The 26194-nt window shown below is 54.7% G+C and carries 23 protein-coding genes and 1 pseudogene; 7 read left to right on the top strand and 17 right to left on the bottom strand.

The features are described from left to right. Nucleotides 1–87 precede the first annotated feature (87 nt). Genes mreC through rodA form a run of 4 tightly spaced genes read left to right on the top strand, consistent with a single transcriptional unit; the run spans nucleotide 88 to nucleotide 4681 of the window. Entirely contained in the window at nucleotides 88–1002 is a 915-nt protein-coding gene (gene mreC / locus DS739_RS00460; RefSeq protein ID WP_006116664.1) for a rod shape-determining protein MreC, read from the top strand. Nucleotides 1003–1006: 4 nt separating this feature from the next. After that, nucleotides 1007–1570, top strand: coding sequence for a hypothetical protein (locus DS739_RS00455; protein WP_006116663.1), 564 nt, complete (start codon nucleotides 1007–1009; stop codon nucleotides 1568–1570). A 19-nt stretch (nucleotides 1571–1589) separates the two neighbouring features. Beyond that, nucleotides 1590–3518: a penicillin-binding protein 2 gene (gene mrdA / locus DS739_RS00450; protein WP_006116662.1), complete on the top strand. Its 1929-nt coding sequence runs from the start codon at nucleotides 1590–1592 to the stop codon at nucleotides 3516–3518. Then, the gene (gene rodA, locus DS739_RS00445; protein ID WP_006116661.1) at nucleotides 3515–4681 is read left to right on the top strand and encodes a rod shape-determining protein RodA; all 1167 of its coding nucleotides are present in this window, start codon (nucleotides 3515–3517) and stop codon (nucleotides 4679–4681) included. The genes mrdA and rodA overlap by 4 nt, the downstream gene beginning before the upstream one ends. Before the next feature lie 104 nt (nucleotides 4682–4785). Here the strand turns inward: rodA and DS739_RS00440 are convergent, their stop codons facing one another. The 8 genes and pseudogenes from DS739_RS00440 to hrcA all read right to left on the bottom strand — a co-directional run bounded on the left by DS739_RS00440 (nucleotide 4786) and on the right by hrcA (nucleotide 14285). After that, nucleotides 4786–6015 carry a M48 family metallopeptidase gene (locus DS739_RS00440; RefSeq protein WP_035353932.1) on the bottom strand — a complete coding sequence of 410 codons (1230 nt, stop codon included), beginning with the start codon at nucleotides 6013–6015 and terminating at the stop codon, nucleotides 4786–4788. 12 nt (nucleotides 6016–6027) lie between these two features. Next, on the bottom strand, nucleotides 6028–6468 hold the full coding sequence (locus DS739_RS00435; protein WP_006116659.1) for a biopolymer transporter ExbD: 441 nt from the start codon (nucleotides 6466–6468) through the stop codon (nucleotides 6028–6030). 53 nt (nucleotides 6469–6521) lie between these two features. Continuing rightward, nucleotides 6522–6941, bottom strand: coding sequence for a biopolymer transporter ExbD (locus DS739_RS00430; RefSeq protein ID WP_035351226.1), 420 nt, complete (start codon nucleotides 6939–6941; stop codon nucleotides 6522–6524). 30 nt (nucleotides 6942–6971) lie between these two features. Beyond that, nucleotides 6972–7967 carry a MotA/TolQ/ExbB proton channel family protein gene (locus DS739_RS00425; RefSeq protein ID WP_198403919.1) on the bottom strand — a complete coding sequence of 332 codons (996 nt, stop codon included), beginning with the start codon at nucleotides 7965–7967 and terminating at the stop codon, nucleotides 6972–6974. Between the two features lie 86 nt (nucleotides 7968–8053). Further along, nucleotides 8054–8803, bottom strand: a complete 750-nt coding sequence (locus DS739_RS00420; protein WP_006116656.1) for an energy transducer TonB — start codon at nucleotides 8801–8803, stop codon at nucleotides 8054–8056. Nucleotides 8804–9145: 342 nt separating this feature from the next. Continuing rightward, nucleotides 9146–10277, bottom strand: a protein-coding gene (gene prfB / locus DS739_RS00415; protein WP_096884278.1) for a peptide chain release factor 2 whose coding sequence is annotated in 2 segments (ribosomal slippage) — nucleotides 9146–10207 and nucleotides 10209–10277 — 1131 coding nt in all. Because the reading frame shifts where the segments join, the coding sequence is not laid out codon by codon here. 58 nt (nucleotides 10278–10335) lie between these two features. Then, a pseudogene (locus tag DS739_RS00410) lies at nucleotides 10336–13088 on the bottom strand (penicillin-binding protein 1A). A gap of 96 nt (nucleotides 13089–13184) precedes the next feature. Next, nucleotides 13185–14285, bottom strand: a complete 1101-nt coding sequence (gene hrcA / locus DS739_RS00405; RefSeq protein WP_006116653.1) for a heat-inducible transcriptional repressor HrcA — start codon at nucleotides 14283–14285, stop codon at nucleotides 13185–13187. Nucleotides 14286–14385: 100 nt separating this feature from the next. Between hrcA and rph the strand changes: the two genes are divergently transcribed. Beyond that, nucleotides 14386–15120: a ribonuclease PH gene (gene rph / locus DS739_RS00400; protein ID WP_035350695.1), complete on the top strand. Its 735-nt coding sequence runs from the start codon at nucleotides 14386–14388 to the stop codon at nucleotides 15118–15120. Continuing rightward, nucleotides 15117–15716 (top strand): RdgB/HAM1 family non-canonical purine NTP pyrophosphatase, encoded by a 600-nt coding sequence (rdgB, locus tag DS739_RS00395; protein WP_006116651.1) that lies wholly within the window; start codon nucleotides 15117–15119, stop codon nucleotides 15714–15716. The genes rph and rdgB overlap by 4 nt, the downstream gene beginning before the upstream one ends. Nucleotides 15717–15732: 16 nt before the next feature. On the opposite strand, the gene DS739_RS00390 is transcribed toward rdgB, so the two are convergent. The 4 genes from DS739_RS00390 to aroA form a co-directional block, all read right to left on the bottom strand. Then, nucleotides 15733–17085, bottom strand: a complete 1353-nt coding sequence (locus tag DS739_RS00390) for an L-dopachrome tautomerase-related protein (RefSeq protein ID WP_170315320.1) — start codon at nucleotides 17083–17085, stop codon at nucleotides 15733–15735. A 114-nt stretch (nucleotides 17086–17199) separates the two neighbouring features. Further along, nucleotides 17200–18918: a 30S ribosomal protein S1 gene (gene rpsA, locus DS739_RS00380; protein WP_006116649.1), complete on the bottom strand. Its 1719-nt coding sequence runs from the start codon at nucleotides 18916–18918 to the stop codon at nucleotides 17200–17202. Nucleotides 18919–19202: 284 nt separating this feature from the next. Beyond that, nucleotides 19203–19856, bottom strand: a complete 654-nt coding sequence (gene cmk / locus DS739_RS00375; protein ID WP_006116648.1) for a (d)CMP kinase — start codon at nucleotides 19854–19856, stop codon at nucleotides 19203–19205. After that, complete coding sequence (gene aroA, locus DS739_RS00370; RefSeq protein WP_081461454.1) at nucleotides 19853–21253, bottom strand: 3-phosphoshikimate 1-carboxyvinyltransferase; 1401 nt, start codon at nucleotides 21251–21253, stop codon at nucleotides 19853–19855. The genes cmk and aroA overlap by 4 nt, the downstream gene beginning before the upstream one ends. A 192-nt stretch (nucleotides 21254–21445) precedes the next feature. Between aroA and DS739_RS00365 the strand changes: the two genes are divergently transcribed. Continuing rightward, complete coding sequence (locus DS739_RS00365; RefSeq protein WP_006116646.1) at nucleotides 21446–21781, top strand: TIGR02300 family protein; 336 nt, start codon at nucleotides 21446–21448, stop codon at nucleotides 21779–21781. Nucleotides 21782–21854: 73 nt separating this feature from the next. Here DS739_RS00365 and folB read toward each other — a convergent pair whose 3' ends face one another. The 5 genes from folB to DS739_RS00340 form a co-directional block, all read right to left on the bottom strand. Continuing rightward, nucleotides 21855–22256, bottom strand: a complete 402-nt coding sequence (gene folB / locus DS739_RS00360) for a dihydroneopterin aldolase (RefSeq protein WP_006116645.1) — start codon at nucleotides 22254–22256, stop codon at nucleotides 21855–21857. A 3-nt stretch (nucleotides 22257–22259) separates the two neighbouring features. Then, nucleotides 22260–23060: an SDR family oxidoreductase gene (locus DS739_RS00355; protein WP_035350721.1), complete on the bottom strand. Its 801-nt coding sequence runs from the start codon at nucleotides 23058–23060 to the stop codon at nucleotides 22260–22262. Between the two features lie 20 nt (nucleotides 23061–23080). Then, nucleotides 23081–23677 carry a recombination mediator RecR gene (gene recR, locus DS739_RS00350; protein ID WP_035350698.1) on the bottom strand — a complete coding sequence of 199 codons (597 nt, stop codon included), beginning with the start codon at nucleotides 23675–23677 and terminating at the stop codon, nucleotides 23081–23083. A 31-nt stretch (nucleotides 23678–23708) separates the two neighbouring features. Continuing rightward, a complete protein-coding gene (locus tag DS739_RS00345; protein ID WP_035350700.1) occupies nucleotides 23709–24032 on the bottom strand; it encodes a YbaB/EbfC family nucleoid-associated protein in 324 nt (107 codons plus the stop codon). A 99-nt stretch (nucleotides 24033–24131) separates the two neighbouring features. Further along, nucleotides 24132–26126, bottom strand: coding sequence for a DNA polymerase III subunit gamma/tau (locus DS739_RS00340; protein WP_035350703.1), 1995 nt, complete (start codon nucleotides 26124–26126; stop codon nucleotides 24132–24134). Between the last annotated feature and the right edge of the window lie 68 nt (nucleotides 26127–26194).

The raw sequence follows: 26194 nt of genomic DNA, 5'->3' as shown, positions 1-26194 counted from the left end.
ACCAGCTATCTGGCTGTAACCCGGCGCCAGAATGCAAATGGGCATGCCTTTCGCTTTCCTTCCCTCTGATAGGGGTTCCCGGCTTTTATGATCCCGGTTTCCATCCAGGTAAGACAAGCTCTTGGCAAACTGGTTTTGCCAGTGCTGCTGCTGTTGTCTGTCGGGATTATTATTGCAGGCCAAGCCGATAGAAAGCTGGCTGATACTGCGCGTATGTATGTGGCAGATGCTTTGGCCCCTTTGTGGGGGCTTATTGCCCATACGCAAACAGATGTTAGCCACCTTGTGCAAGGCATAAAAGATGCCCGCCATCTGGCGGAAGAAAACGCCAAACTCCAAACCGAAAATGCCAAACTGCGCCGGTGGTATGATGTTGCAGTCTCTCTTGCGCGGGAAAATGATAGCTTAAAGACAGAACTGCACTGGGTGCCAGAACCTACCCCAGCCTTTGTAACGGGCCGAGTGGTGGCAGATAGTGGTGGCATGTATGCCCGCGCTGTTTTGCTTGTGGCTGGCACCACCAGTGGCGTGCATGTTGGCAATGTTGCTTTAGCAACAAATGGTCTAGCAGGACGCGTTACTGAAGTTGGCCCACATGCGGCCCGCATCTTGTTAATAACCGATATTGCCAGCCGCCTGCCCATTGAGCTGGAATCCAGCCATGCCACGGCCATAATGGCAGGCGACAACTCCCCCATGCCAAGGCTGATGTATTATCCGCAGGATTCACGCCCCATTGAAGGGGAGCGTGTTGTAACCAGTGATCAAGCTGGCGCCTTCCCCATGGGGTTGCCTATTGGCACGGTACATTACCTGCACCCGGGGCAACCAGTTGTGCAGCCCTTTGTACAATTGGATAAACTGACCATGCTGCGTGTGTTCGATTTTGGACAATCTGAAATTGAGCCGCCTGATGCACCGGGCCATGTACCACTTACCCGCCCGCATCGGCCATTAGCACTGCCTTTCAAAACACTTCTGGGACAAGGACAGGAAGGGTAACCTGATGTCCGATCCCTCACCCCCATCATGGGACCCAGATCTTGAACCGCGCCTAACGCTCGGCCAGAAGCTTGACCGCACAGCGCGCCATCTGTTGCCATCTGCTTTTATTGTTCTGGTTATTATCTTTTTTTCGGCACCCCTAGCCATTCCCGGTTCTGCCGAACTGCTTTCTGCCATTGTTATCGGCTCTGTATTTTTCTGGTCTGTTTGGCGGCCTACCGGTATGCCTGCGCTGGCGCCTTTCTTGCTGGGCCTGTTTATGGATCTGGTTGGCTTTACACCTTTGGGCGTAAGCTCATTTATTCTGCTTCTGGTTTACGGAATCAGCACCTATGCCCGATTTGGGCTCATGCGTATGAATTTTTTAGTAGTATGGTGCCTTTACGGTCTGATAGGTGGAGCCGCCTCTTTCCTACAGTGGGCATTGGCATGTTTGTTCCGGCTGCATGGCCTTGATCCGGCTCCTGCCTTTTTTGAAGCACTACTGTGCATAGGGGTTTATCCGTTGCTTTCCGCCACTTTCTCATGGTTCCTGCATATTCTGGATGAAAAGGAATCCGCATGAACAGGCATGAAAGCTTCTTATGTGGCTGAAGCGGCGCAAGAAAGAAAACCGGCGTTTTCTACCTGTTCGTGAACAGAAAGACCCTGCCCGTGGCGTTTTTACACGCCGAGCGCTGCTGTTTATGGCTGTCCAAACGGTGGCATTGGGGGAGCTTGGCCGCCGCCTGTATAAAATCCAGATAGAAGATGGTGACCATTATGCCCGCATGGCCGCCAAAAACCGTATCAGCAAGCGCCTTTTGGCACCACCACGCGGGCGTATTGTAGACCGCTACGGCGTGGCCCTTGCCAATAACAAGGAAAACTGGCGCGCCCTTTTGATGCCTGAAGAAACCACGGATGTAACAGGCACGATTGAACGCTTTTCCAGCATTATTCCGCTAGATGAACGTGACCGCACACGAATCGCGCGTGAAATGCGGCATCAACGGCGCTTTGTGCCGGTCATGCTGCGAGATTTCCTCTCGTGGGATGAAATGGCACGTATTGAACTCAACGCCCCCTCTCTCCCCGGCGTGTTGATTGATGTGGGCACACGCCGCGTTTACCCGGAAGGCGAACTACTCGCCCATATTATCGGCTACGTAGCCCCGCCCAATGAAAAAGATGTGGCCCGTTCTGCTTTGTTGGCCCTGCCAGGGATGCGCGTAGGCCGTGCGGGTATTGAGCAAAGTCAGGATGACAATCTTCGTGGCACGGCCGGATCTGTGGAAATGGAGGTCAACGCCGTTGGACGTGTGATGTCTGAGCTAAACCGCGAAGAAGGCGTGCCGGGTGAAGAAATCAGCCTAACCATAGATCGCGCGCTTCAGCAAAAAGTACTGAACGCCATCGGAGATCAAACAGCCTCTGCCGTGGTGATGGACTGCCAGAATGGCGAGGTGCTTGCCATGGTCAGTACACCCTCGTTTGATCCCTCATTGTTTGATAGTGGCGTAAGCCATGCGCAGTGGATTGAATGGACAAACAACCAGCGCACACCCCTTATCAATAAAGCTGTGGCTGGGGTGTATCCTCCCGGTTCCACCTTTAAACCCGCTGTTGCCATGGCGGCTTTAGAATCTGGCCTTGTTTCCCCCACAGATCGTTTTTTCTGTCCCGGTCACCTAGATGTCGGTGGTACACGCTTTCACTGCTGGTCTCGGTGGGGGCATGGGTCTGTTGATCTGCATCTGGCGCTTAAATATTCCTGCGACGTTTATTTTTACGAAGTCGCACGTCGTATAGGCATGGAACGTATTGCAGCCACAGCCCATAAATTCGGCCTTGGCACGCAGTTGGATATCGAGTTGCCCCATACCCGCACCGGCCTCATTCCCACTCCCGCATGGCGGCAGGCCCACCACCACCATTGGAATGGCGGAGATACAATTGTAAGCGGCATTGGCCAAGGGTTTGTACAGGTTACGCCTTTACAACTGGCGACCTATACAGCCCGCATTGCCTCTGGCCGGGCCGTGCAGCCCCATCTTGTGCGCGCCATAAACGGAGAAATTGGCAAGCAAGTACAGCCAGACCATTGGCCCACTCTTGATATGCCAGACAGATATCTAGCAGCCCTGCGCTCTGGCATGTTTGCTGTTATTAACGAACCGCATGGAACGGCCCCCAAAGCGCGGCTGGATCTCCCCGGCATCACTATGGCTGGCAAAACGGGTTCTGCACAGGTACGGCGTGTTTCACGCGCATTGCGTGAAAGCGGGCATTTTAACTCTGCCAATCTGCCATGGGAGTATCGGCCGCACGCGTTGTTTATCTGCTTCGCCCCGTATGATTCCCCACGTTATGCTGTTTCTGTTGTGATCGAACACGGAAACGCAGGTGCAGATGCCGCAGCCCCTCTGGCCCGTATTATCATGCGCGATACTTTGTTGCGTGATCCGGTAACACACACCACGCCGCCGCCAGAAAGTGTAGCTGATGCAAGCAGCCTGGTAAATGATCCATGAAGTTTCATAAACGGCTGCTCCGGGCAGAACCAAGCTTCCGCCTGATGTCCAAGTTATGGCGTATCAGTTGGTTGTACATTCTACTGATCTGCACATTGGCTGGTGTTGGGTACGTTACACTCTATTCTGCCGGTGGTGGCACGCCTTACCCTTTTGCGGCCCCACAAGCTGCACGCTTTGCTGTGGGTTTGGTAATGATGATTACCATCGCCATGCTTCCCCCACGCATGCTTATCCACGCGGCAGCACCCATGTATGTGCTTTCGCTTATCCTGCTTGTCGCCGTGTTACGCATGGGCCATGTGGGCAAGGGCGCAGAACGCTGGTTGATTATAGGCGGGTTGCAGGTTCAACCCTCAGAATTCGCCAAAATTGCGCTGGTTCTGGCGCTTTCTGCATGGTTTTCTCGCATAAGCTATGCCCGTATGGGCAACCCTTTGTGGTTGATTCCTCCTGCGCTTATCGTACTTGTGCCTGTTGGCCTTGTATTAAAGGAACCTAACCTTGGCACTGCCGTCATTATTGGCGGCATTGGCGCATCTCTGTTTTTTGCGGCAGGCATGCGGCTTTGGCAAATTGTGCTGCTTTTACTTCCCGTACCTTCGCTTATCAAATTTGCATACAACCATCTGCATGATTACCAACGCGCGCGCATAACCACCTTTTTGCATCCGGAAAATGATCCACTAGGAGCAGGCTACAATATCATCCAGTCTAAAATTGCCTTGGGTTCTGGCGGTATGTGGGGGCAGGGCTATCTGCATGGATCACAAGGGCAATTAAACTTTCTGCCTGAAAAGCAAACAGACTTCATTTTTACAATGATTGCAGAAGAATGGGGCTTTGTTGGCGCTGCTGCTGTTATCGGGTTGCTGCTCATAATCATTCTGGGCGGCATGATCATGGCTATCCGCTGCCGTAACCGCTTTGGGCGCCTTATTGCCCTTGGTATCAGCATGAACTTCTTTTTCTACTGCTTGGTTAATCTTTCCATGGTGATGGGCGCTATCCCTGTAGGGGGGGTGCCTCTACCATTGGTCTCTTACGGTGGCTCCGCCATGCTGAATGTTATGCTGGGGTTTGGGTTGCTCCTTTCAACATGGGTTCATCGTGATTCTGTTAACGATGGGGAAGAAGAAGACGCCAACAAAGATCTTATCTGATAAAATCAGTCTCATGCTTCCGATACCGCAGTTGCGTTCCTTAATAAAAAAGGGCCACCCTCAATATCAGGATGGCCCTTTTTTATATCACTTCGCAGTTTAAGCTATTTAGCACTCACGGGCTGCATCACGTGCAAGATCCAAAGCTGCGCGATATCATGCGCACCATTATCTCCTTCAACACTACGCAAAGCAACCAGAGCCTGATCCTTATGGCCAGCATAAAGCTCTGCAAGCCCTAAGTGCAGGCGCGCAATATTCACGTCACTTACACCTTTGCTGATGGCCTGCTGCATAAGTTGCAAGCCTTTATCAGCCTGCCCAAAAGTAACGTAATTGTACCCGACTGTCAGCAAATCATCCCCATTGCTGGCAGAAGCAGCCGCCTGCTCATCTGCTGCAATGGAAGCCTTTTTGGAAGCTACAGCTTTTTCAACCATAGCTTTCAAACGGGCTTGACGGGGAGCCTCCGCCCCCTGCCCTAAAATACCAGATTGGTAACCTTGATTCATCAGATCCAGCGCCAGTTGCGGCGTATTTTGCTGGACAGCAATTTCCGTCATATCCATAAAATCACGCGCTTGGGAAACATCCCCAACGGCCAAACGAATACGATAAACATCCAACTGTAAGGATGCCGGAATTTTGGTATTTACCACCAGTTCATGCAGCAACAGCGCCCAGTATTCCTTTTTAGGGTAATACGTTGCCAGCAGAACGTATGCGTGGGTTGTAGCGGCAGAATCCTTTAGTGCCGTCGCACTGGCTGCAAGCATTTGCAGTTCAGATTCTGTTGGTGTTTTGCCGGCCTTTATGGCGGCACTCGCCTGTTGCTTCACCACCTTGATGGTATTGGGGTAATCCTTCTGAAGATAGTAAGATTGCGCCAGCAATGTTTCCATCTGGGGATCAGAACCAGAGGTTTTCAGGTAACGCTGAATATTGGCAACTGCCTTAGGGTAATCCTTGGCAGTATAAGCCATGGTCGCTTCAGACTTTAACATCTGATTTTTCATGGCCTGCGGCGTGCGGGGGGAGGCAATCAGCTTATCGTAAGCCGCTGTTGCCGCCGAAAGATTGCCTGCCTGTGTGGCCACAGCGGCACGCATCTGCGCAATGGTGTAATCTTCGTAATCTGTTTTGCCTTTTACGGCATCTGCAGCATTTACTGCATCCATCGCCTTGGCATAATTATGTGCTGCCAGAGCAGACTGCGCGGCTTCCAGTTCTGTCCCAACCTGTTGGCCGAGTTCATCTGCCGCATGTGCAACGGGCTGCATGACAATCCATGCTGTTGTTGCACACAAAAGGGTACGTAAAAAACGAGAAGCCATTCTCAAAAATCCTCACTTACCGTCTACGAACTGTTCCTGTCCGACGATTCCGAGTTTTGTAACGCCGAGGCGCTGTGCATCGGCCATGACGTGGATGACGGTTTTGTAGTCTGCCAGACGGTTGGGCTGGAGATGGAATTCTGGTCGGCTGGCCTCGGGCCCGCTGGCGATCTCGCGCAGATGCGCCTGCAGATCGGCTTCCCCATTAATTGGCTGGCCATTCCATGTCAGCGAGTTATCAAAGTCCACAACCAGCGTCACCACAGGGGTTTCTTCCGTGCTGGGCGGCGGGTTGCCCTGCGGCAGATCAATCGAGACCGCCTGCGTCTGCAACGGGATGGTGATGATCAGCATGATCAGCAACACCAGCATCACGTCAATCAGTGGCGTGGTGTTGATGTCAACAATGCCTTCATCTTCCGTTGTGCTCTCAGAGCCAACATTCATGCCCATGGCTGTGCTCTCCCCACAAGGATGGGGTGGCGTGCTGCGCCACCCGCCCCTGCCTATTTCGGCTTTTCCGTAATGAAATCGATATGGCTGATGCCCGCTTCCTGACACGTCGCCACCAGACGGCCCACACTCTCATAGCGTGTGGTCACATCCCCGCGGATCTGGATCTGCGGCTGGGGCTTTTGCACCGCTGCCTTCTCCAGCCGGGCCAGAAGATCGGCCCGATCCCTGATCGGCGTTTCATTCCAGAAGGTCTGCCCATCTGCCGTGACAGCCAACACCACATTGCTCAGCTTGGTCTGGGTGGGCTGGTTCGTGTCCTTGGGCAGATGCACCTTGACGGTATGTGTCGCCACCGGAATGGTGATCAGAAAGATGATCAGCAGCACCAGCATCACATCCACAAGCGGTGTGGTGTTGATGGCGGAGACGACGTCGTCTTCCCCGCCACTATCGCCAATCTGCATGCCCATAAGCGCTCTCCTTAGCCTTGACCTGACCGATTATCCGACGCGGTTGGATACCGTGGCTGTGGTGGGGGAGTTGTCTGGGCGCACCTCAATCTGCTCTGCAGCCGCACCGTGGCGCACACCCCCGATCAGGATGGACTGCAGGTCAGACGCAAAGTCACGCACCAGATCCATGGCTGTCTTGTTGCGGCGCACCAGCAGGTTGTAGCCCAGAACGGCAGGCACGGCGGTTGCCAGACCAATGGCCGTCATGATCAGGGATTCACCCACAGGCCCCGCCACCTTGTCGATAGATGCCTGACCGGCAATGCCGATAGCTGTCAGCGCGTGGTAGATCCCCCACACCGTGCCGAACAGACCGATGAACGGAGAAGTGGAGCCCACCGTGCCCAAAAAGGCCAGGCCCTTTTGCAGGCTGTTCTGGATGTTGTTCACCGCGCGCTGAATGGACATGCCCGTCCAGCTATGCAGATCAATGCTTTCCTGCATCGTGCCTTCATGGTGCTCGGCCGCCACAATACCGGTATCAGCAATATAGCGGAATGGGGATGTGGAGGTGAGAGCTGAAGCGCCTTCCTGAATGCTGTGTTTGGTCCAGAAGCTTTTGGTGGCTTCCTTGGCGGCGGCAAACAGGCGGGCCTGCTCAATGAACTTGGTGATCATGATATACCATGTGCCCAAAGACATGATGAGCATGATCAGCAGCACGCCGCGGGCGATGATATCACCGTTGGACCACAAAGCCCCCAGACCGTAGGGGTTGGCTTCTTCCTTGGTGTCTGCCGCAGGTGGGGCCTGTTCGGCCGGTGCGGGTGCTGGGGTGGCATCCGGTGTGGCGGCAGGCGCCGGTGCGGAAGATGGCGCCGCATCGGGGGCTGGAGCCGTGGCCGCAGGCACTGTGGGGGCTGCATCCTGCGCAAAGGCCGCAACTGGGGCGGCCGTGCTCATCAGCAGCGCCAGAGCCGGAGCGGCAAGACCTGACACAAAAGAACGGGGCAGTCTGGTCATCTTCCTCATAATCCTCATCATCAGGGCCCAATCCGCTACCCTGTTACGCAAACAGATTGGGCAATCCGTATTTGTACTACTGGCCAGTATGAAAAACTGACCCCGTTTTAGTCATCCAGCCTAAAGCGGATGACATAGACCTTGTGCAGTTCCTTCACCGGAGCGCCATTGCGCGTGGCCGGGCGATACCGGGCCTTGTGCACATAATCCAACGCCGACTGAGCAAAGGCCTGCCCCCCAGAAACCGACTGCACATGGCAGTTGCTGGTCATGCCCGAAGGTTCCACATCGCAAATCAACGTAACGCGGCCTTCAATATTGTCTTCCTCCATTTCTGGCGGATAGACCGGCTGCACATTGTTTAAAGGTGCCGAACCAGCAGATGTATCTGGTGCATCTGTTGTGCCATTCCCTGCTGCTGCCGCACTGCTTGGAGCAGTTGCTGCTGGCGGTGCCGCTGCCGTTTTGGTTTGCGGTGGCGTTGGGTGCTTGGGCGGCGCCTTGGCCACATGCTTGATGGGCGGCTTGGGCGGTGGCGGCACCTTGATCTTGGGCGGCGGAATATATGGCGGCGGAGGCACTGCCATAACCGGCGGCGGTGGAGGCGGTGGAGGTGGTGGCGGGGGCGGTGGAGGCGGCGGCAGCATGACTGTTTTGATAGGTGGATGTGTAACGGGAACGCTTGCTGTGGTTCCCATACCGTACATCAGCCCCAGCACGCCCATAAGATGCAGCGCGACAACCACCAGCAGGGCAACAACACTGACAACAGCCCCTACCCGGAACGTATATTTCACCGAGCCCGGCTGTTGCTCGTAGTCATTCATATTTGCACGTCCTCCTTTGTCACCCTGCATCTCAACAGATGCTATTGTCTTACCCTTGATGCACAGGGCGTTACCGGAGCCTGTTTACGCTGGTATGACAATAACAGATTGCTGTTCTGCCATACAGGTAACCTTTTCCAACTTTCGATTGGGCAATTAGATAGGCTTTCTGTCAAGAATGTTCTGCTAATTTCACATTTTCTTTCATAAAGACAATCTGTTCTGGCTTAGGAACAAACTCTCTCTAAAGCGGAGTTTTCTCGGCTCTGCCGGCGTTTTCTCTGTTCAGTTCTGTCTTTCAGCACAACAAAAAAGCAGGCCCAAACTGGAGCCTGCTTTTTTGTATTTTTATTCCGATATAGAAATAAATACTTACTGAGCAGAGGCGCTGGCCTCTGACCGCGTTGCCCCTACGCGCATGGCAAGTGCTGCCGCCATAAAGGCATCCAGATCTCCATCCAGCACGGCATCCGGGTTGCCGGTTTCTACCCCTGTGCGCAAATCTTTTACCATCTGGTAAGGTGCAAGCACGTAAGAGCGGATCTGATGCCCCCAGCCGATATCCGTTTTGGCGGCTTCTGCCGCTGCGGCCTCGGCTTCGCGCTTCTGCAACTCTGCTTCATACAAACGCGCACGCAGCATTTGCATGGCCGTTGCACGGTTTCGGTGCTGGGAACGATCCGTCTGACACGCCACAACAATACCTGTGGGCATATGTGTGATACGGATAGCGGAATCCGTTTTGTTAACGTGCTGCCCACCGGCACCAGAGGCCCTAAAGGTATCTACCTTCAGATCTGCGTCATTGATCTCGATTTCAATGGAATCATCAATAACGGGATATACCCAAACAGATGCAAAGGATGTCTGGCGCCGGGCGGCAGCATCAAACGGTGAAATACGCACCAAACGATGCACACCGGCTTCTGTTTTCAACCAACCATACGCATTGGGGCCAGAAACCTGAATGGTGGCGGATTTCAGACCTGCTTGCTCACCTTCGGAGCTTTCCATCAGCGTGACTTTGTAGCCATGCGCCTCTGCCCAGCGAGTGTACATGCGCAGCAACATTTCTGTCCAATCCTGCGCTTCCGTACCACCAGCACCTGCGTTGACTTCCAGATAGCAGTCATTGCTATCTGCTTCGCCAGAAAGCAGGCTTTCTGTTTCACGCCGTTTGGCTTCTTCCGCCAGATCACGCAGCGTGGCCATGCCTTCGGCCACCAAATCCGCATCACCTTCGGCTTCTGCCAGTTCAATCAGTTCACTGGTATCGCGCACATTGGTTTCAAGCGCTTCCACACCTTCAATCTGATTGGCCAGAAGAGTACGCTCACGCATCATTTTTTGCGCGGCGTCTGAATCGTTCCACAAATCGGGGTCTTCTGCCCGGTTGTTCAGTTCAGCAAGTCTTTCCTGAGCGACATCCCAGTTAAAGATGCCTCCTCAGCAGTGCCACTGACTGCTTGATCTGGTCGTTAAGGGCTTCAGTCTCGGCAGACATCAGGCCGATTCTCCATATTTTTCTATCATGTCAAAAAAGACAGTGCGGTGCTGGTCTCTCAATAAAGGCCACCCATACCAATGTCACCCCCAGCTGGCGCAGAAGGTGCCGCAGAACCAGACGATCCACCAGCCCCAGAAGGTGCGCTCCCCCAGCCTGCCCACCGCCAGAACCTTCAGCCGCCATATCGCTTTCAGAATCAGGCATGTTTTCAGCACCTGTATCTGCTGCTGTAAGTTCCTGCGGGTTTACGTTGCTTGAAAGGTTTGCGCTAAGCCCCGGCACCTGCCCTTCCTTAAAGGCATCTATCGCCACGCCCCTGCCCGTATCATACTGCACAAGCGTAATACCCGCAGGTGGCACAAAGTCCTGCCGTGGGTAACCATCCAAGGCGGTTTTCATCACCTTGTTCCACAAGGGGCCCGCAATAGCGCCACCGGTTTCATTCTTGCCGAGAGACTGCGGCGTATCAAACCCAATCCACACTACGGTTACAATATCTGGGGTGTACCCAGCAAACCATGCATCATTGAAGTTCTGGCTGGTGCCGGTTTTGCCTGCAATTGGCACATCTATGCCTGTTCCAGCCCGCATACCCGTGCCGCGCCGGATAACATCCTGCAACATGGTGGTAATCTGGAACGCACTTTGGGCGGATGCCACCTGCTGTCGGCTATCATGCAAGGCAGGCAGATCATTCTGCCCCGGCATCACAATAGGCTGTTGTGCAGGCGCTGGTGCTGGCGCAACTTTTCCTGCGTCTCCAGATTTTTGATCCGACGGCGCATCTGGAAACACAGCATCAGCGGCAGGTTGATCTGCTGTTTGTCCGCTATTGGGTTGCGCTAAGGCGGCTGTGGTCAATGCCAGCCCCTCCGGACGCCAGATCACGTGCCCTTCTCGGTCCTGCACGTCATCCACCAAAGTTGGCGTCACCTTGCGCCCACCTGCTGCGAGCGAAGCATAGGCTCCAGCTTCTTTCAGCACCGTGGTTTCCACTGCCCCCAGCGCTGCGGGCAGCACATGCGGCATGGAATCCACCAGCCCCAGGTTGGTTGCCATATCCGCTACGGTTTTCATGCCCAGATGGGCCGCCAAACGAATAGTGACCAGGTTGCGCGATTCACGCAGCGCATCATGCAGAGTGGTGGGCCCCCAGAAATCTTTTTCATAGTTATTAGGATGCCATGCCCCGTAGGAAACCGGGGAATCATCAAACTTCTGGGAAGGGGAAATCCCCTGTTCCATGGCATCCAGATAAACAAATGGCTTGAAGGAAGACCCCGGCTGACGCAGCGCCTGCGTTGCGCGATCAAACTGCGAGGCCTGAAATGACCATCCCCCCACCAGAGCCAGAACCCGGCCCGTGCGCGCGTTCATGGTAACAATGGCACCTTCCACCACAGGTACCTGCATAAGGGCAACATGCCCCCCCTCGGCCTGCGGTTGCACCATCACCACATCACCCACACGCAATGGTTTGAAGCGCCGCGCCCATGCCATATCCTTGGCCTGCACAACGCCTGTACGGGGCTCTCCTCCGCTTTGGGAAGCATTGTTCCGCCGCACCACGCTGCCTTCTAGCCAGCCCACCTGCCCCTTTGCATCCAGAACAACAGCCAAACGCCATTGGTCGAGCATACCAGCAGGCACGGGCACCCCCCTTAAAGCCTGCACCCAGTCTGCCGTAGAGGCAGATGACCCGATATCGGAAAGATGGTGCACAGGCCCTCGCCAGCCACGATGCGCACGATCATACGCCATCAAGCCTTGGCGCAAAATATCCTGCGCATTGCGCTGGAGTGGCAGATCCAGACTGGTATGAACATCCAAGCCCCCCTGCATTGTTACGTCCTGACCGTAACGCTCCATCAGTTCGCGGCGCACTTCTTCCGCAAACCATTCAGCCCCTGGCGCCGGGCCGGGCCGGGTGAAGCTGCGGGTAGTAAGTGGTTGGGCTTCTGCTACGCGGGCCGCATCATGCGTAATGGCACCAATATCAGCCATACGTTCCAGCACCCAGTTTCTGCGCCCTCTGGCTGCATCTGGGAAACGTACTGGATTATAATTGGTGGGAGACTTTGGCAGCGCCGCCAAAAACGCGGCTTCTGCATCATCCAATTGATCAAGCGGCTTGTTGAAATAGGTTTGGGATGCCGCGGCAATACCATATGCCCCGCTGCCCAGATAAATTTCGTTGAGATAGATTTCAAGAATCTTATCTTTGGGCAGCACCTGCTCCACCCGCATGGCCAAAAAAGCTTCCTTGGCTTTACGCTGGAAAGACACCGCATTGCTGCCCAGCAGCATGATACGTGCCACCTGCTGCGTAATGGTGGACGCCCCAATGGGCCGCTTGCCCTTACCGCGCGTTAAATCTGTAAGCCCGGCACGGGCAATAGCAACGGGGTCCACCCCTTTATGCGTCCAGAATTTCTGGTCTTCCGCCGCAACAAAAGCGTTTTTTACCTTATCTGGCACAGCGCTGATGGGTACAAAAATACGCCGCTCATTAGCCAGTTCAGCAATAAGCTCATCATCCCCAGCGTAAAGGCGGCTCATGACTGGCGGCTGATAGGAGCGTAAGCCCTCTACCGTTGGCAGATCAGCTACAATCCCTTCGTACTGAGACCAAAGCAGAACCACAGCGCCCGTTGTGCCAACCAACGCCAGTGCAGCCGTTGCTCCAATTACCTTCCGCCACTGTCGAAAACGTGGGCGGCGCAGATCGGGCCTGCGATTTTGCGGAGGCCTGCCTTGAGAATGGCTGGAAGATAAACCCGGATCACCAGAAGACGGAGCGCTTGTCATACAGGCCCTTTACCATTCTCACACATAATCGTCTGCCCTGTTTGCGCATTGTAATAAAAATCATGGCCGAATTCCGACCACATGCACAAACAGTTACTAACCTAACATTTCACCTAGCAGGCGGGCTGTATAATCTACCACCGGCACAATACGCCCGTAATTGATGCGGGTAGGACCAATAACACCAATAGCACCTACAACCCGGTTCGCGTCATTCCGGGCTGGAGCCATAACAACGGACATGCCCGTGGCCCCAAACAACCCACTTTCCGCACCAATAAAAATACGCACGCCCTCTGATCTCTCCACCAACTCCAACAGACGCAGCATGGTTTCCTGCGCTTCCAGCCGGTCAAACAGTGTTTGAATGGCCAATAGCCTGTCCTGCCCATCGACATCAGCCAATAAACGGGATTGCCCGCGCACAATCAGGGTGCCGCCCAGCCCATCTCCGCCACCATCCCAAATAGCAAGACCACTTTCTACCACCTCTGCTGTTAGACCGTTGAGAATGCTCCGGTCTTCCGTCATTTCAGAACTTACGCGCATGCGTAAATCCGGCAAAGATGCACCCATGGCCCGTGCATTCAGGTAATTTGCAGCCTCCACCAAAGCGGAAGGCGGCATACCCGGAGGCGTTTCAATCACACGGTTTTCAACATGCCCATCCGCCCCCACCAGAATAACCAGTGCACGGTTGCTGCCTAACGCCACAAACTCAATATGCTTGATACCTCCGTCCCCTTTGGGTGCCACCACAAGCCCTGCGGCATCGGACATACCTGCCAGAAGCGAAGAAGCCTCCGTAAGCGTATCTTGCAATGAACGCCCCTTGGCCTCCAGAGATTGGCCAATTACCCGCTGGTCTTCTTCCGAAAGCGCGCCAAACTGCAACAAGCCATCTACAAACAGCCGTAATCCTTTTTCTGTAGGCAGCCGCCCGGCAGACGTATGGGGGGAAAACAGCAATCCAGCTTCTGTAAGGGAAGCCATGATGTTGCGTATTGTGGCCGGAGAAAGCGGCAGCCCAAGCCTGTGAGACACCGTGCGCGAACCAACGGGCTCCCCACTCGCAACATATTCTTCCACCACTTCACGCAGAATAGCCGCAGACCGTGCATTCAGCCCCGGAGGCAGAGCAGCTTTTACTGGCAGCAAACCACGCTTCATGACACAAGGGCTCCTTCGTATATCCATAAATCCTGGATAGCCTTTATATACCTTATTCGTGCAGTTTTACTGCCGACAAAAGCGCATCATACGCGCCACACATCTTAATTTTACCAAGGAGCTTTCTATGCGCCCTTCAGGCCGCCAGCCAGACCAGATGCGCCCCATTACCATTGAAACCGGCTTTGCCCATCACGCTGAAGGTTCTGCCCTTATCCGTGTTGGCGGCACGGAAGTACTGTGCACTGCCAGTATAGAAAACCGCGTACCGCCTTTTTTACGTGGCAAAGGCACCGGCTGGGTTACGGCCGAATACGGCATGCTGCCCCGCGCCACCCACACACGCGGCAACCGTGAAGCCGCCAAGGGCAAACAGTCTGGTCGCACGCAGGAAATTCAGCGTCTTATTGGCCGTTCCCTGCGCGCGGTAACAGATCTGAACGCTCTGGGTGAAATGAGCATTACGCTGGATTGTGACGTGCTGAACGCTGATGGTGGCACGCGCTGCGCTTCCATTACAGGTGCATGGGTGGCACTGCGTCTGGCCCTTGGCAAACTGGTTGCGACCAACGTGCTGCCTCGGCTGCCGCTGCGGGGACAGGTTGCGGCTGTTTCCTGTGGGTTAACAACGGAAGGCGCTGTGCTGGATCTGGATTATGTGGAAGATAGCTCTGCTTCTGCCGACACCAACTTTGTGCTGACAGCAGACCGCCGCATTGTGGAAATTCAGGGCACGGCAGAAAGCGCACCGTTTACAGAAGACGCGTTTGACAACCTGTTCGCACTGGCCCGCAAAGGTGTGACCGAGCTGTTTGAAGCCCAGATAGCTGCCGTGGAAGCTGCGGAAAAAAAGCACGCATGAATTCTATAAAACTAGAACGTGGCAGCACCCTTGTGCTTGCCACGCACAATGCTGGCAAGCTGGCAGAATTTGCCACGCTGCTGGCTGATTTTGGCATCAAGGTTGTTTCTGCTGGTGCGCTAAACCTGCCAGAACCAGAAGAAACGGCCACTACCTTTACTGGCAACGCTGCCATTAAGGCCTTAGCCGCAGCCAAAGCTGCCAACCTGCCAGCACTGGCCGATGATTCTGGGCTATGCGTAGCAGCTCTAGATAGCGCGCCGGGCATTTATTCTGCCCGCTGGGCTGGCCCCAACAAAGATTTTGCTGGGGCTATGGCGCGTATTGAAGAAGGTATTGGCCAAGGCAAACGCAACGCATGGTTTATTTGTGTGCTGTGTCTGGCTCTGCCTGATGGCCGTACGGAAAGCTTTGAAGGCCGTATAGATGGCCAGATTGTCTGGCCACCACGCGGCACGCATGGCCATGGGTATGATCCCATTTTTGCCCCCGAAGGCGAAACCCGTACCTTTGCAGAAATGGCTGATACAGAAAAAAATGCAATCAGCCACCGTGCCCGCGCGTTTGATGCCTTTAAAAAAGCGTGCCTGAGCTAAAAAGCCGCATTTCGGATTAACCACCTGCCGGTTCTGCGGAACTGACAGGTGGCCCCTGAATGGGGAAACGAATCAGCAAATACGGTGGTTGGCGTTCATCTTTGCCATCATGAAACCCGGCAAGCCGATTCCATTGCCCCAACGTGCAGTAAACATGGGTTTGCGTGCAAAAAATACCATCTGGGGAAAGCACGCGCGGGTCATGCACCATGAGTTCCATAGAACCATCGGTATTGCGGCGGAAAATAGCATCATGCTCGAAATTGGTGGTGTAAATGCGCCCTTGTGCATCTGTTGCCAGACCATCCGCAACGCCTTTCTCCCCTTCATCCTTTACCGCAGCAGCCAAATTACTTTCTGAGACAGACATATCAGACAACAAAGCCGTTGGCAGACTATACAAGCGGCGGCTGGTAAGAGGTGAATAAAATACACGACTGGAATCTGGGCTTAGAGTAATGCCGTCTACCCCGCCGGTAACAAATTTAGGTTTTTGCGCGGGATCATATTTGAGCGGCAGCCCTTCCACCACGGCCATAAAACCTGCTTCTGCCTGTATGGATGGATGCTTCCCCAACACGCGCTTTTGCTGTCCTGTGGCAATATCCACCACCACCAAAGCCGGGCTATGGCCGAAGGAACTATCGGTCACGTAAACACTTCCTTCCGCCCCATGCGTAAGATCCACCCGCAAATCATTCATATGGCTATCAGGCAACAAAGTCGGTGATTTGAGAACGATAGAACGCACCAATTTATTAGTAGCAGGGTCAAAACAGACAATTTTTGCAGCCTCCGGCTGCAAAGGTAAGCCAGCCAATTTGCCGTCATCAATCGCCCAGATAAAACCGCGCGTATCCTGTGTCATACCGTGGATGGAAAGAAGGCGTTCTGCCGGAGGTGCATCTGATGGCATGCTCAGCGCAGCGCTTGGCCACGGAACAAGATGGCCGTTTACCAACTCTGCCAGCGTAGCCCCTTTGTGGTTGATGGCATGCCGCGGAAAGCCCACAAAAATACGGCCATTATCCGTAACAACAATGCCTGATGGCCCCGGCCCATAAAACTCTGCCACAATCTCGAACGACCCAGCGGATTCATAACCCTGATCACCATGCATCCCGGTTTGCACAATAGCTCTCGACACTGCACGCGCTGCGCGGGAAAATGCCAGACCTAACCCTATGCCACCAGCTACAAGCAGATGCCGACGTGCAAGTTTTGAGCTGATTATAGGGCTGAGTGATTTTTGATTCAGCGTTATGTTCCTGCGCACCATTCCGTTGTGTCTCCAGTTCTTTGATGAATCTGAAACACAGTGTGGCACAGATTGGCGGATATCCGCGTGATTTCTGTCCGTAACTCTCATCACAACACGGCACAGCACAAAAAAAATGGCGCCGGAAACCGACGCCATTTTCTTAAAACGTAATGTTCAAAAAACATAAAGGAGCAGCCAGACCGCCCCTTTATGGCTGAACAATTAGTCTTCGCCGTCTGTATTACGACGACGGATAGCTGCACCCAGGATATCACCCAAGGAAGCGCCGCTATCAGCAGAACCGTATTCGTTAATGGCCTGCTTGTCTTCTTCCACTTCACGGCCCTTAATGGTCAGGGCCAGCTTGCGGGCTGCACGATCAACAGAGATGATCTTTGCATCCACGCGTTCGCCAACAGCAAAGCGTTCCGGACGCTGTTCTGCCTTATCACGGGCCAGTTCAGCGCGGCGGATAAAGCCGGTCAGAACATCGTCAACCTTCACTTCGATACCGTTCGTCTGAACAGCGGTCACGATGCAGGTTACGATGGAGCCCTTCTGAACGCTGGCAAGCGCATCGGCTGCCGGATCTTCCTGAAGCTGCTTGATGCCCAGAGAGATACGTTCTTTTTCCACATCCACGTCCAGAACCTTGGCTTTGACAACCTGGCCCTTTTCGTAATGCTTCATGGCTTCTTCGCCCGCTTCGTCCCAAGACAGGTCGGACATGTGAACCATGCCGTCGATGTCTGCAGACAAACCGATGAACAAACCGAACTCGGTGATGTTGCGGATTTCGCCTTCTACGGTGGAGCCAACTTTGTGCTCTTCCGCGAACTGCTCCCACGGGTTGCGCTGAACCTGCTTGAGGCCCAGAGAAATGCGGCGCTTGGCGCTGTCCACATCCAGAACCATCACATCCACTTCCTGAGAGGTTGCGACGATCTTGCCCGGATGTACGTTCTTTTTCGTCCAAGACATTTCGGACACGTGCACCAGACCTTCAACACCCGGTTCCAGCTCAACAAATGCGCCGTAATCGGTGATGTTGGTCACGCGGCCCGTGAAGCGAGCACCCGGCGGGTACTTCAGGGCAACATTTTCCCACGGATCAGCTTCAAGCTGCTTCATGCCAAGGGAGATACGCTGCGTTTCCGGGTTGAAGCGGATAACCTGCACGCGCACTGGCTGGCCGATCTGCAGAGCTTCAGACGGATGGTTGATGCGCTTCCATGCAATGTCGGTCACATGCAGCAGGCCGTCAACGCCACCCAGATCAACGAACGCACCGTAATCGGTGATGTTCTTGACCACGCCATCCAGAATCATGCCTTCCGTCAGGCCCTGGATCAGTTCGCTGCGCTGTTCAGCACGCGTTTCTTCCAGAACGGCACGGCGAGACACAACGATGTTGCCACGAGCGCGATCCATTTTCAGAATCTGGAACGGCTGGGGCACACCCATCAGCGGGCTAACATCACGCACAGGGCGGATATCCACCTGGCTGCCGGGCAGGAACGCCATGGCGCCACCCAGATCAACTGTGAAGCCACCCTTCACACGGCCATAAATGGTGCCGTTGACGCGATGATTGGCTTCGAAAGCCTTTTCCAGGCTGGTCCAAGCTTCTTCACGACGTGCTTTTTCACGGGAAAGCACGATGCTGCCATCGCGATCTTCATACCGTTCAACATATAGTTCAACGATATCGCCAGGCTTAACTTCCGGCTTTACACCCTGAGGTGCAAATTCACGCAGGGCAACGCGGCCTTCACTTTTCAGGCCGACATCAACAATGGCGTAATCATCGGTCAGACGAACAACGCGGCCGCGAACAACGGAGCCATCAAAGCCCGAATCCCGGCCAAGGGTTTCGTCCAGAAGGGTTGCAAAATCTTCACCGCGGAAATGATCCGCAGTCTGGGTTGTGGCTGAAGCCATGTGTAACTGTTAACCTTGGGCCTGCCTGCAATGGGCAAACAAGCTATTCCTGCGCCCCGCATCCTGCGGCACGGCTTACTTGGCGCGCCTATAGGGGCCATCCCCTGTAGCCTTTTTGCCAAGCCTCAAATCAAAATAAAAACAAACCTGCATGGTACGCAGTGTTTGATCATGCACAGACACTGTCCACAGGCCGCTTGTCAATACAAACCACCCGTGCACAGCCTGAAAACTGCCAGAAAAACGGTATTGCGCAACCGCTCTAACACACTTTCGCAGAATTTTTATTCTGAGATTCCAGCGAGTCGTTCCCGTACGATCTGCAATGCTTTTGCCAAAACGGCATCTGCTTCCAGCATATCTGTCTCAATCACATATGCGTCATCCGCCACAAGCATGGGAGCAGATGCACGCCCGGCATCTGCATCGTCCCGAGTGCGTAAGGCATCTTCCAGTTCTGCTATACGGGTTGGGGCATCTGGAGCATTCCGGTCACCACCAAGCTGCAAAAAACGGCGCAAAGCCCGCGTGCTGGGAGATGCCGTAATAAACAGTTTTACGTCTGCATCCGGAAAAATAGCGGTGCCAATATCCCGCCCATCCAGCACAGCCCCTTTTGCCTGCGCAAACCGGCGCTGCGTTTCCACCAAAGCGGCACGCACTTCTGGCTGCCCTGCCACCTTGCTAGCCGCTTGCGCTACCAACGGGGTGCGTAGATCCGTTCTTTCCAAATCTTCTGGCAACAAACGTGCAGCAAATTCCTGCGCGGGAGAGGCTGGGTCCTGCCCCGCATCCAACGCCAAGCGCCCGACAGCACGGTAGAGCAAGCCTGTATCCAGATACGGCAGGTGCAAAGCTTCCGCCAATCTGCGTGCCAAAGTGCCCTTACCTGCTGCGGCAGGGCCATCCACTGCAATAACTGGGCCGCCCCGCGTCATGCTACAAACCCCGCGCCAATGCTGTTCATCAGATCCAAATACTGCGGAAAGCTGGTTTCGATAAAAGAGGTGTCATCAATTTCCACAGGTTTTTCGGCAACAAGCCCCATAACAGAAGCGCTCATGGCCAAACGATGATCCATATGGGTTTCCACCTTGCCGCCACCGGGAATATGCCCAGCCGTGCCGTACACAACCATGTCATTCCCTTCCACTGCAGTGCGGACTCCGTTGTTTTCCAACAGTGCTACGGTTGCGGCCAGACGATCACTTTCCTTCACCCGCAGTTCTTCCACCCCGCAAAAGCGTGAAACACCAGAGGCATAGGCCGCCGCAACAGCCAACACCGGGTATTCATCAATCATGGAAGGCGCACGTTCTGGCGGCACCTCCACGCCCTTGAGAGCAGAAGCCCGCACATGCAAATCCCCCATGGGTTCTCCGCCTTCTATGCGTGCATTCAGGATTTCAAGCTGCGCACCCATTTCCTGCAATGTGGTAAACAACCCGGTTCGCAACGGATTGAGCCCTACGCCAAAAATGGTGATATCAGACCCAGCCACCAACAGTGCGGCAACAAGCGGGAAAGCAGCGGAGGAAGGATCTCCCGGCACAGCAACATCACGCGCCACAAGGTTGGGCCGCCCCTGCAAACGAATAATCCGACCACCTTCTGGCGTTTTTTCTACGGAAACTTCTGCCCCAAAATGGCGCAGCATATTTTCCGTATGATCACGCGTGGCAACTGGTTCTTCTACGCGGGTTTCCCCCACTGCATTCAGCCCAGCCAACAATACAGCAGACTTAACCTGAGCAGAAGCAACGGGAAGACGGTAATCCAGAGGCTTAGGATCTGCCAAGCCGCGAATAGCCATGGGTAAACGGCCACCCTCACGCGCAAGGAATGTGGCCCCAGTGCCTGCCAGTGGGTCCATAACGCGCTTCATGGGTCTGCGGCGCAGGCTGGCATCACCCGTCATCACAGATGTCATGTCGTGGCTGGCCAAAATGCCGGACAGTAAACGAGCTGCTGTGCCCGAATTGCCCATATCCAGCACGTTATTCGGCTCTTGAAGCTGGCCGACACCCGGCCCGCTTACACGCCACTGGCCAGGGCCTTCTTGCACGGCATCTGCGCCCAATGCACGCATGGCTGCGGCCGTGCACAACACATCCTCACCTTCCAACAGGCCGGAAATATGCGTGGTCCCTTTGGCAAGGGAGGCAAACATGAGGGCACGATGGCTAATAGACTTATCGCCCGGCACCCGGATGGAACCAGAAAGAGAAGCCGGAGCACGAGAAACCCGTAATGGGCGAGTAGAAGATGTGGTCTGCTGTGTCATACCTTGTTCATTCCGGCGTGTGGGGCGGCAAGTCAATCCGCCAGAAACCATAAAAACTGCTTTCTGCTGCCAGAAAATGCATTTGTTCTGCAAGTCGGGTTTGACAGGACACAAAACACAATGGCATTTGGCGTCGCCTTATAGTCTGGTTCGATTCCACCCCGTGTTGCGGGAGGGAACCGTCCTTCTTTCCGGGGCATCTGTGCCCCCCAATCTGACTGCTCAGGATCGACAGGTAGCAAGATGTCTCAGCCCGATCTCGGCACCAAACGCGTCTGCGTCTCCTGCGGTGCCCATTTTTATGATCTAAACCGCACTCCTGCCGTATGCCCCAAATGTGGCACGGAACAGCCCCCACTGGTGCCCCGTTTGCGCCGGAATTCTGATACTCTGTCCAGCACCCCGGTAACGGCAGCTCCCGCCAAAAAAACCAGTGAAGACGATATTGATCTGGATACAGATGCGGATACAGATGCCGATGACGTACTGGAAGATACCGCCGATCTGGATGATGACGATGATGATGACATCAGCTCCGATATTGATGTCAGCACGGATTCGGACGAACACGATTCCTGATCTGCTGCCATAAACACAGCAAAGAAAAAGCCCGCCTTTTGGCGGGCTTTTTTATGAAGATCTCATCAATTTTTTACGGAGTTGTTGAACGTCTTTCTATTTCCACCCCTACGGCTTCGATTTCTTCAAAAACATCCAGCTTTTCAATCCGTACCCGCACAACCTTTACGCGATTATCTGCCAGCACACCGGCGGCAATACGTTCAGCCAGCGTTTCCACCAGCCTTACGTGCCCCTCCGCCACAATCTGGCGTACCAGCACAACCACTTGCTCATAGGAAACTGTGCGGCTCAAATCATCCGCGCCAATTTCCAGATCTGTCCGATCATCCACACCGAACGAAACGGATACGCGAATGCGTTGCGATACCCCCTGTTCGTGCGGAAAGACGCCAATATTGGCGTCCAGAATCATGTTGCGGATAAACAGACGGCGCAAAGGCGGCTGATCCGCCCATGGAGCAAAAACAGCCATTTTCTATTCTTCCAATACAGCACCGGCAGGCAAAGCCGGAGACCATTGTAAATGCTGCCCGCCATCCAACGCCAGCATCTGGCCTGTTACAGAGGGCAAAGCCAGCAGCGCCAGCGCAGCGCGCGCAACTTCTTGCGGTGATGTGCCATGCCCCAAAGGCACAGATGCACATTGCCGGGCAAACTGCTCTTCTGTCTGCCGCGTACTGGGTAATGCTGGCCCGGGGCCTATAGCATTCACACGTATGCCTTTGGGGGCCAGCGCTAACGCCATTGTTTGGGTTAACGTCCACAAAGCGCTTTTAGAAACCGTATAACTGACAAAATGTGGCGTAAGAGACCACACGCGCTCATCCAGCATGTTCAACACCATGCCCTGCGCCGTTTCTGGCAGCGCCTTGGCAAAATGCTGCATCAGCACAAACGGGGCGCGTAGGTTGGGTTTAAGGTGTGCCATCCAGCTTTCACGGGTGACATTATGCCACTCATCCCGCTCAAACGTAGAAGCGTTGTTGACCAGAACACCCAGCGGCCCACCCAAGGCCGCAGACGCCTGTTGCACCAGAGGTTCTACCCCTTCTTCCCGCGCCAGATCAGCTTGCAACAGGCAGCTTTTTTGCCCGCATGCGTTAATAGCAGCGGCTGTTTCCTGCGCATCTTCCTGCCCGGAGCGATAGTGAATCGCCACATCAAATCCGGCCTGCGCCAACCCTAGGGCTATGGCACGGCCAAGCCGAGCACCTCCGCCCGTAACCAATGCACGACGGGGAATAGCCGCCGAAATGGGAAAACCATTCAGTGGCATCGTGTCTGCCTCCTTTATCGTCATGCAGGGCGCCGTGCGCCCAGTGCTGCTGCCAAAGTGCCATCATCCAGCACATCCAACGCCCCACCCATCGGCACGCCTTGCGCAACACGGCTGACAGTCACGCCACCATAAGATGCAAGCTGATCCATGAGCCAATGCATGGTGGTAGCACCTTCCACCGTGGCACCTAGCGCCAGAATAATTTCGCGCACCGTGCCTTTGTTCAGCTTTTCAAACAGCGGAGCGACATCCAGATCTTCTGGCCCGATTCCCGCCAGTGGGGACAATGTGCCACCTAGAACCTGATAGACTCCACGATGCACGCCCGCACGCTCCAGCGCCCACAGATCACCCACCGTTTCCACGACACAGATCAGGCCTTGATCTCGCAGAGGATCAGAGCAGATATGGCACGGGTTTATCGTATCCAGATTACCGCAGGATGAGCAGGTTTTTATAGCATTGCCTGCCCGCTCCATTGCGCGCGCTAAAGGTGCCAGCCGGGTTTGAGGCTCCTTTAGCAAATATAGCGCAACCCTGCGCGCAGAGCGCGGGCCAAACCCCGGCAACCGGCCCAAAAGCCGGATAAGCTGCTCTATTTCCTGCCCACCCATACCGGACAATTCTGCTACCCGTTCCGTTATATCAGAACGGCAGCTTCATGCCTGGAGGCAGGTTCAGGCCACCGGTCACTTTCTGCATTTCTTCTGCTGCTTTTTCATCCAGCTTTTTGCGGGCATCTGCACAGGCCGCCACAATCAGATCCTGTAGCATTTCCATTTCTTCTGGATCTGCCAGCTTGGGATCAATTTTAATGGAGCGCATGTCTCCTTTACCGCTCAGCACAACCTGAACCATGCCTGCGCCGGCTGAACCATCAATGTTCATGGCTTCCAGCGTGCTCTGCATTGCTTCCATTTTGGACTGCATCTGCGTGGCCTGCTTCATCAATGAGGCAAGATTTTTCATCAACTATCCCTTTATTCTCAAACTGCCCTGTTACTGGCAGCCTGTTGCTATATGTCACACCACACAGCCTGATGGGCGTGCATTACCTGCTCACCGGAGTCAGTCTGGAGACATGCCCGGATCATAGGGGCGTTCATCATCATCCAGAAACTCTGCATCCAACGGTGCAAAAAGCAGTTCTGGGGCCGGTTCTTCTGGCGGTAGGCCGTAATCATCCAAACCATGATCACGCACTTCGCCCAGTTCTGCATCCGGGAAAAACTTGAGAATGGCCTTCACCAATGGGTGAGCTTCAGCTTCCTTACGCCGAAACTGAATGATTTCAGCCCCCTGCGCATCCAGCGTGGGTTCGCCCTCTTCCTCCGAAAGCCCCACCCGCCATGACATACCCGTGGCACGATCCAAAACTTTACGCAGTTCTTGCGCGGCCCCAGAGGGCACGTGCTGCTCAAACCGCAACACAATATGCCCCGGCGCAAAGGACACCAGATGCGCCGCATGCCGAAGCTGACCGTGCAGGATGGCTTCTTTCTGGTCCTTCACCAAAGCCACGGCTTCTCGCCATGTGCGTGGGTTGGGAAAAACCTGTGGTTCAGGAGAGGGAGCAGAAACCGGAGCAACGACTGGCACGGCGGCAGAAACACTTTGTCCACCACTCACCATACGCAATGGCGGCGGCTGATGCCCTGCTGAAGCTGATGGCGTAGGCAACGCAGAACTTGCCCCAGCCGTGGGGGCTTGAGAACTTCCACCTGTATTTGGAGAAGCTACTCCCTGCCCTGCTGAATGCCCCGCGCCAGAAAGACGTTTTATTAAATCTTCAGGAGATGGCAGATCCGCCACATAACACAGGCGAATCAGCACCATATCTGCGGCAGCGCGCCTATCAGATGCGGCTTCCACTTCCTGCATCCCTTTTACCAGCATCTGCCACGCACGCATCAGCACAGGCACAGTAAAGGTATCAGCCATATGCGTGCCCCGCACACGCTCGGCCTCTGGCATATCTGCCGAATCGCGCAAGCTGGGAACGGCCCGCAAACGAGAAACAGTGTGCACCAGTTCCAGCATATCCCCCAACACAAGGCCGGGGTCTGCGCCGCGTGCATATGCTGCATCCAGCAACGCCAAAGCCTGCTCTGGCTTGCCTGTTAACACCGCTTCCAGCAGATCGAACACAACTTCCCGATCTGCCAAACCCAGCATGTCACTGATAACTGTGGCGCCAATTACACCATCTGCATCCGTTTGGCCGGTACCCTGCGCAATAGCCTGATCCAACAAGGAAAGCCCATCACGCACCGAGCCATCAGCAGCCCGTGCTACCAATGCCAGCGCATCTGGTGACAGACGCACATGCTCTTTATCTGCGATGCGGGAGAATAACCCCACCAGTTCAGATTGTGGAACGCGCCGTAAATCAAACCGCTGGCAACGCGAAAGCACCGTTACCGGCACCTTCCGCAGTTCTGTCGTGGCAAAAATAAACGTAACTTGTGCAGGCGGCTCTTCCAGCGTTTTGAGCAGCGCATTGAAGGCATTGCGAGAAAGCATATGCACTTCGTCAATAATAAAGACCTTCATGCGCCCTTGCATGGGGCGGAAGCGCGTGGCGTCTATAATCTCACGCACATCATCTACACCTGTGCGGGAGGCAGCATCCATTTCCAGCACATCTGGGTGCCGATCGTTCAAAATAGCCACACAGTTTGCGCAAACACCGCATGGATCTGCCGTTGGGCCACCTTTGCCATCTGGCCCGATGCAATTAAGAGCGCGTGCAATAATACGGGCCGTGGTGGTTTTACCCACCCCGCGCACACCTGTAAGCATAAACGCGTGGGCCACCCGCCCCAGTGCAAACGCATTACGCAGCGTGCGCACCATGGCTTCCTGGCCAATCAGATCATCAAATGTGGTGGGGCGATATTTACGGGCCAGCACCCGGTACGGCGATGCTGTCTGATCCTGCGTTGCGGGAAGCTGCTCAACCACTTGTTGGGCAGGCTCATCACCAAACAGACCAGGGCCTTCCATTTCAGGATTGGGGAGTCCCTCATCCTGAGGAAGCTGCGCGTCTGTTTTGTCGCTCATGTCTTGCCCGAAGAAAAAGTTCACGCCTTGTTTTATATGCGAAACACGTGCCGCATTGGCGGAAAATA

The sequence above is a fragment of the Acetobacter sp. JWB genome (genome assembly GCF_003323795.1).
GTDB lineage: Bacteria > Pseudomonadota > Alphaproteobacteria > Acetobacterales > Acetobacteraceae > Acetobacter > Acetobacter oryzifermentans.
The sequence above is the reverse complement of the archived record's forward strand: the minus strand, read 5'-3'. Positions and strand labels throughout refer to the sequence as shown.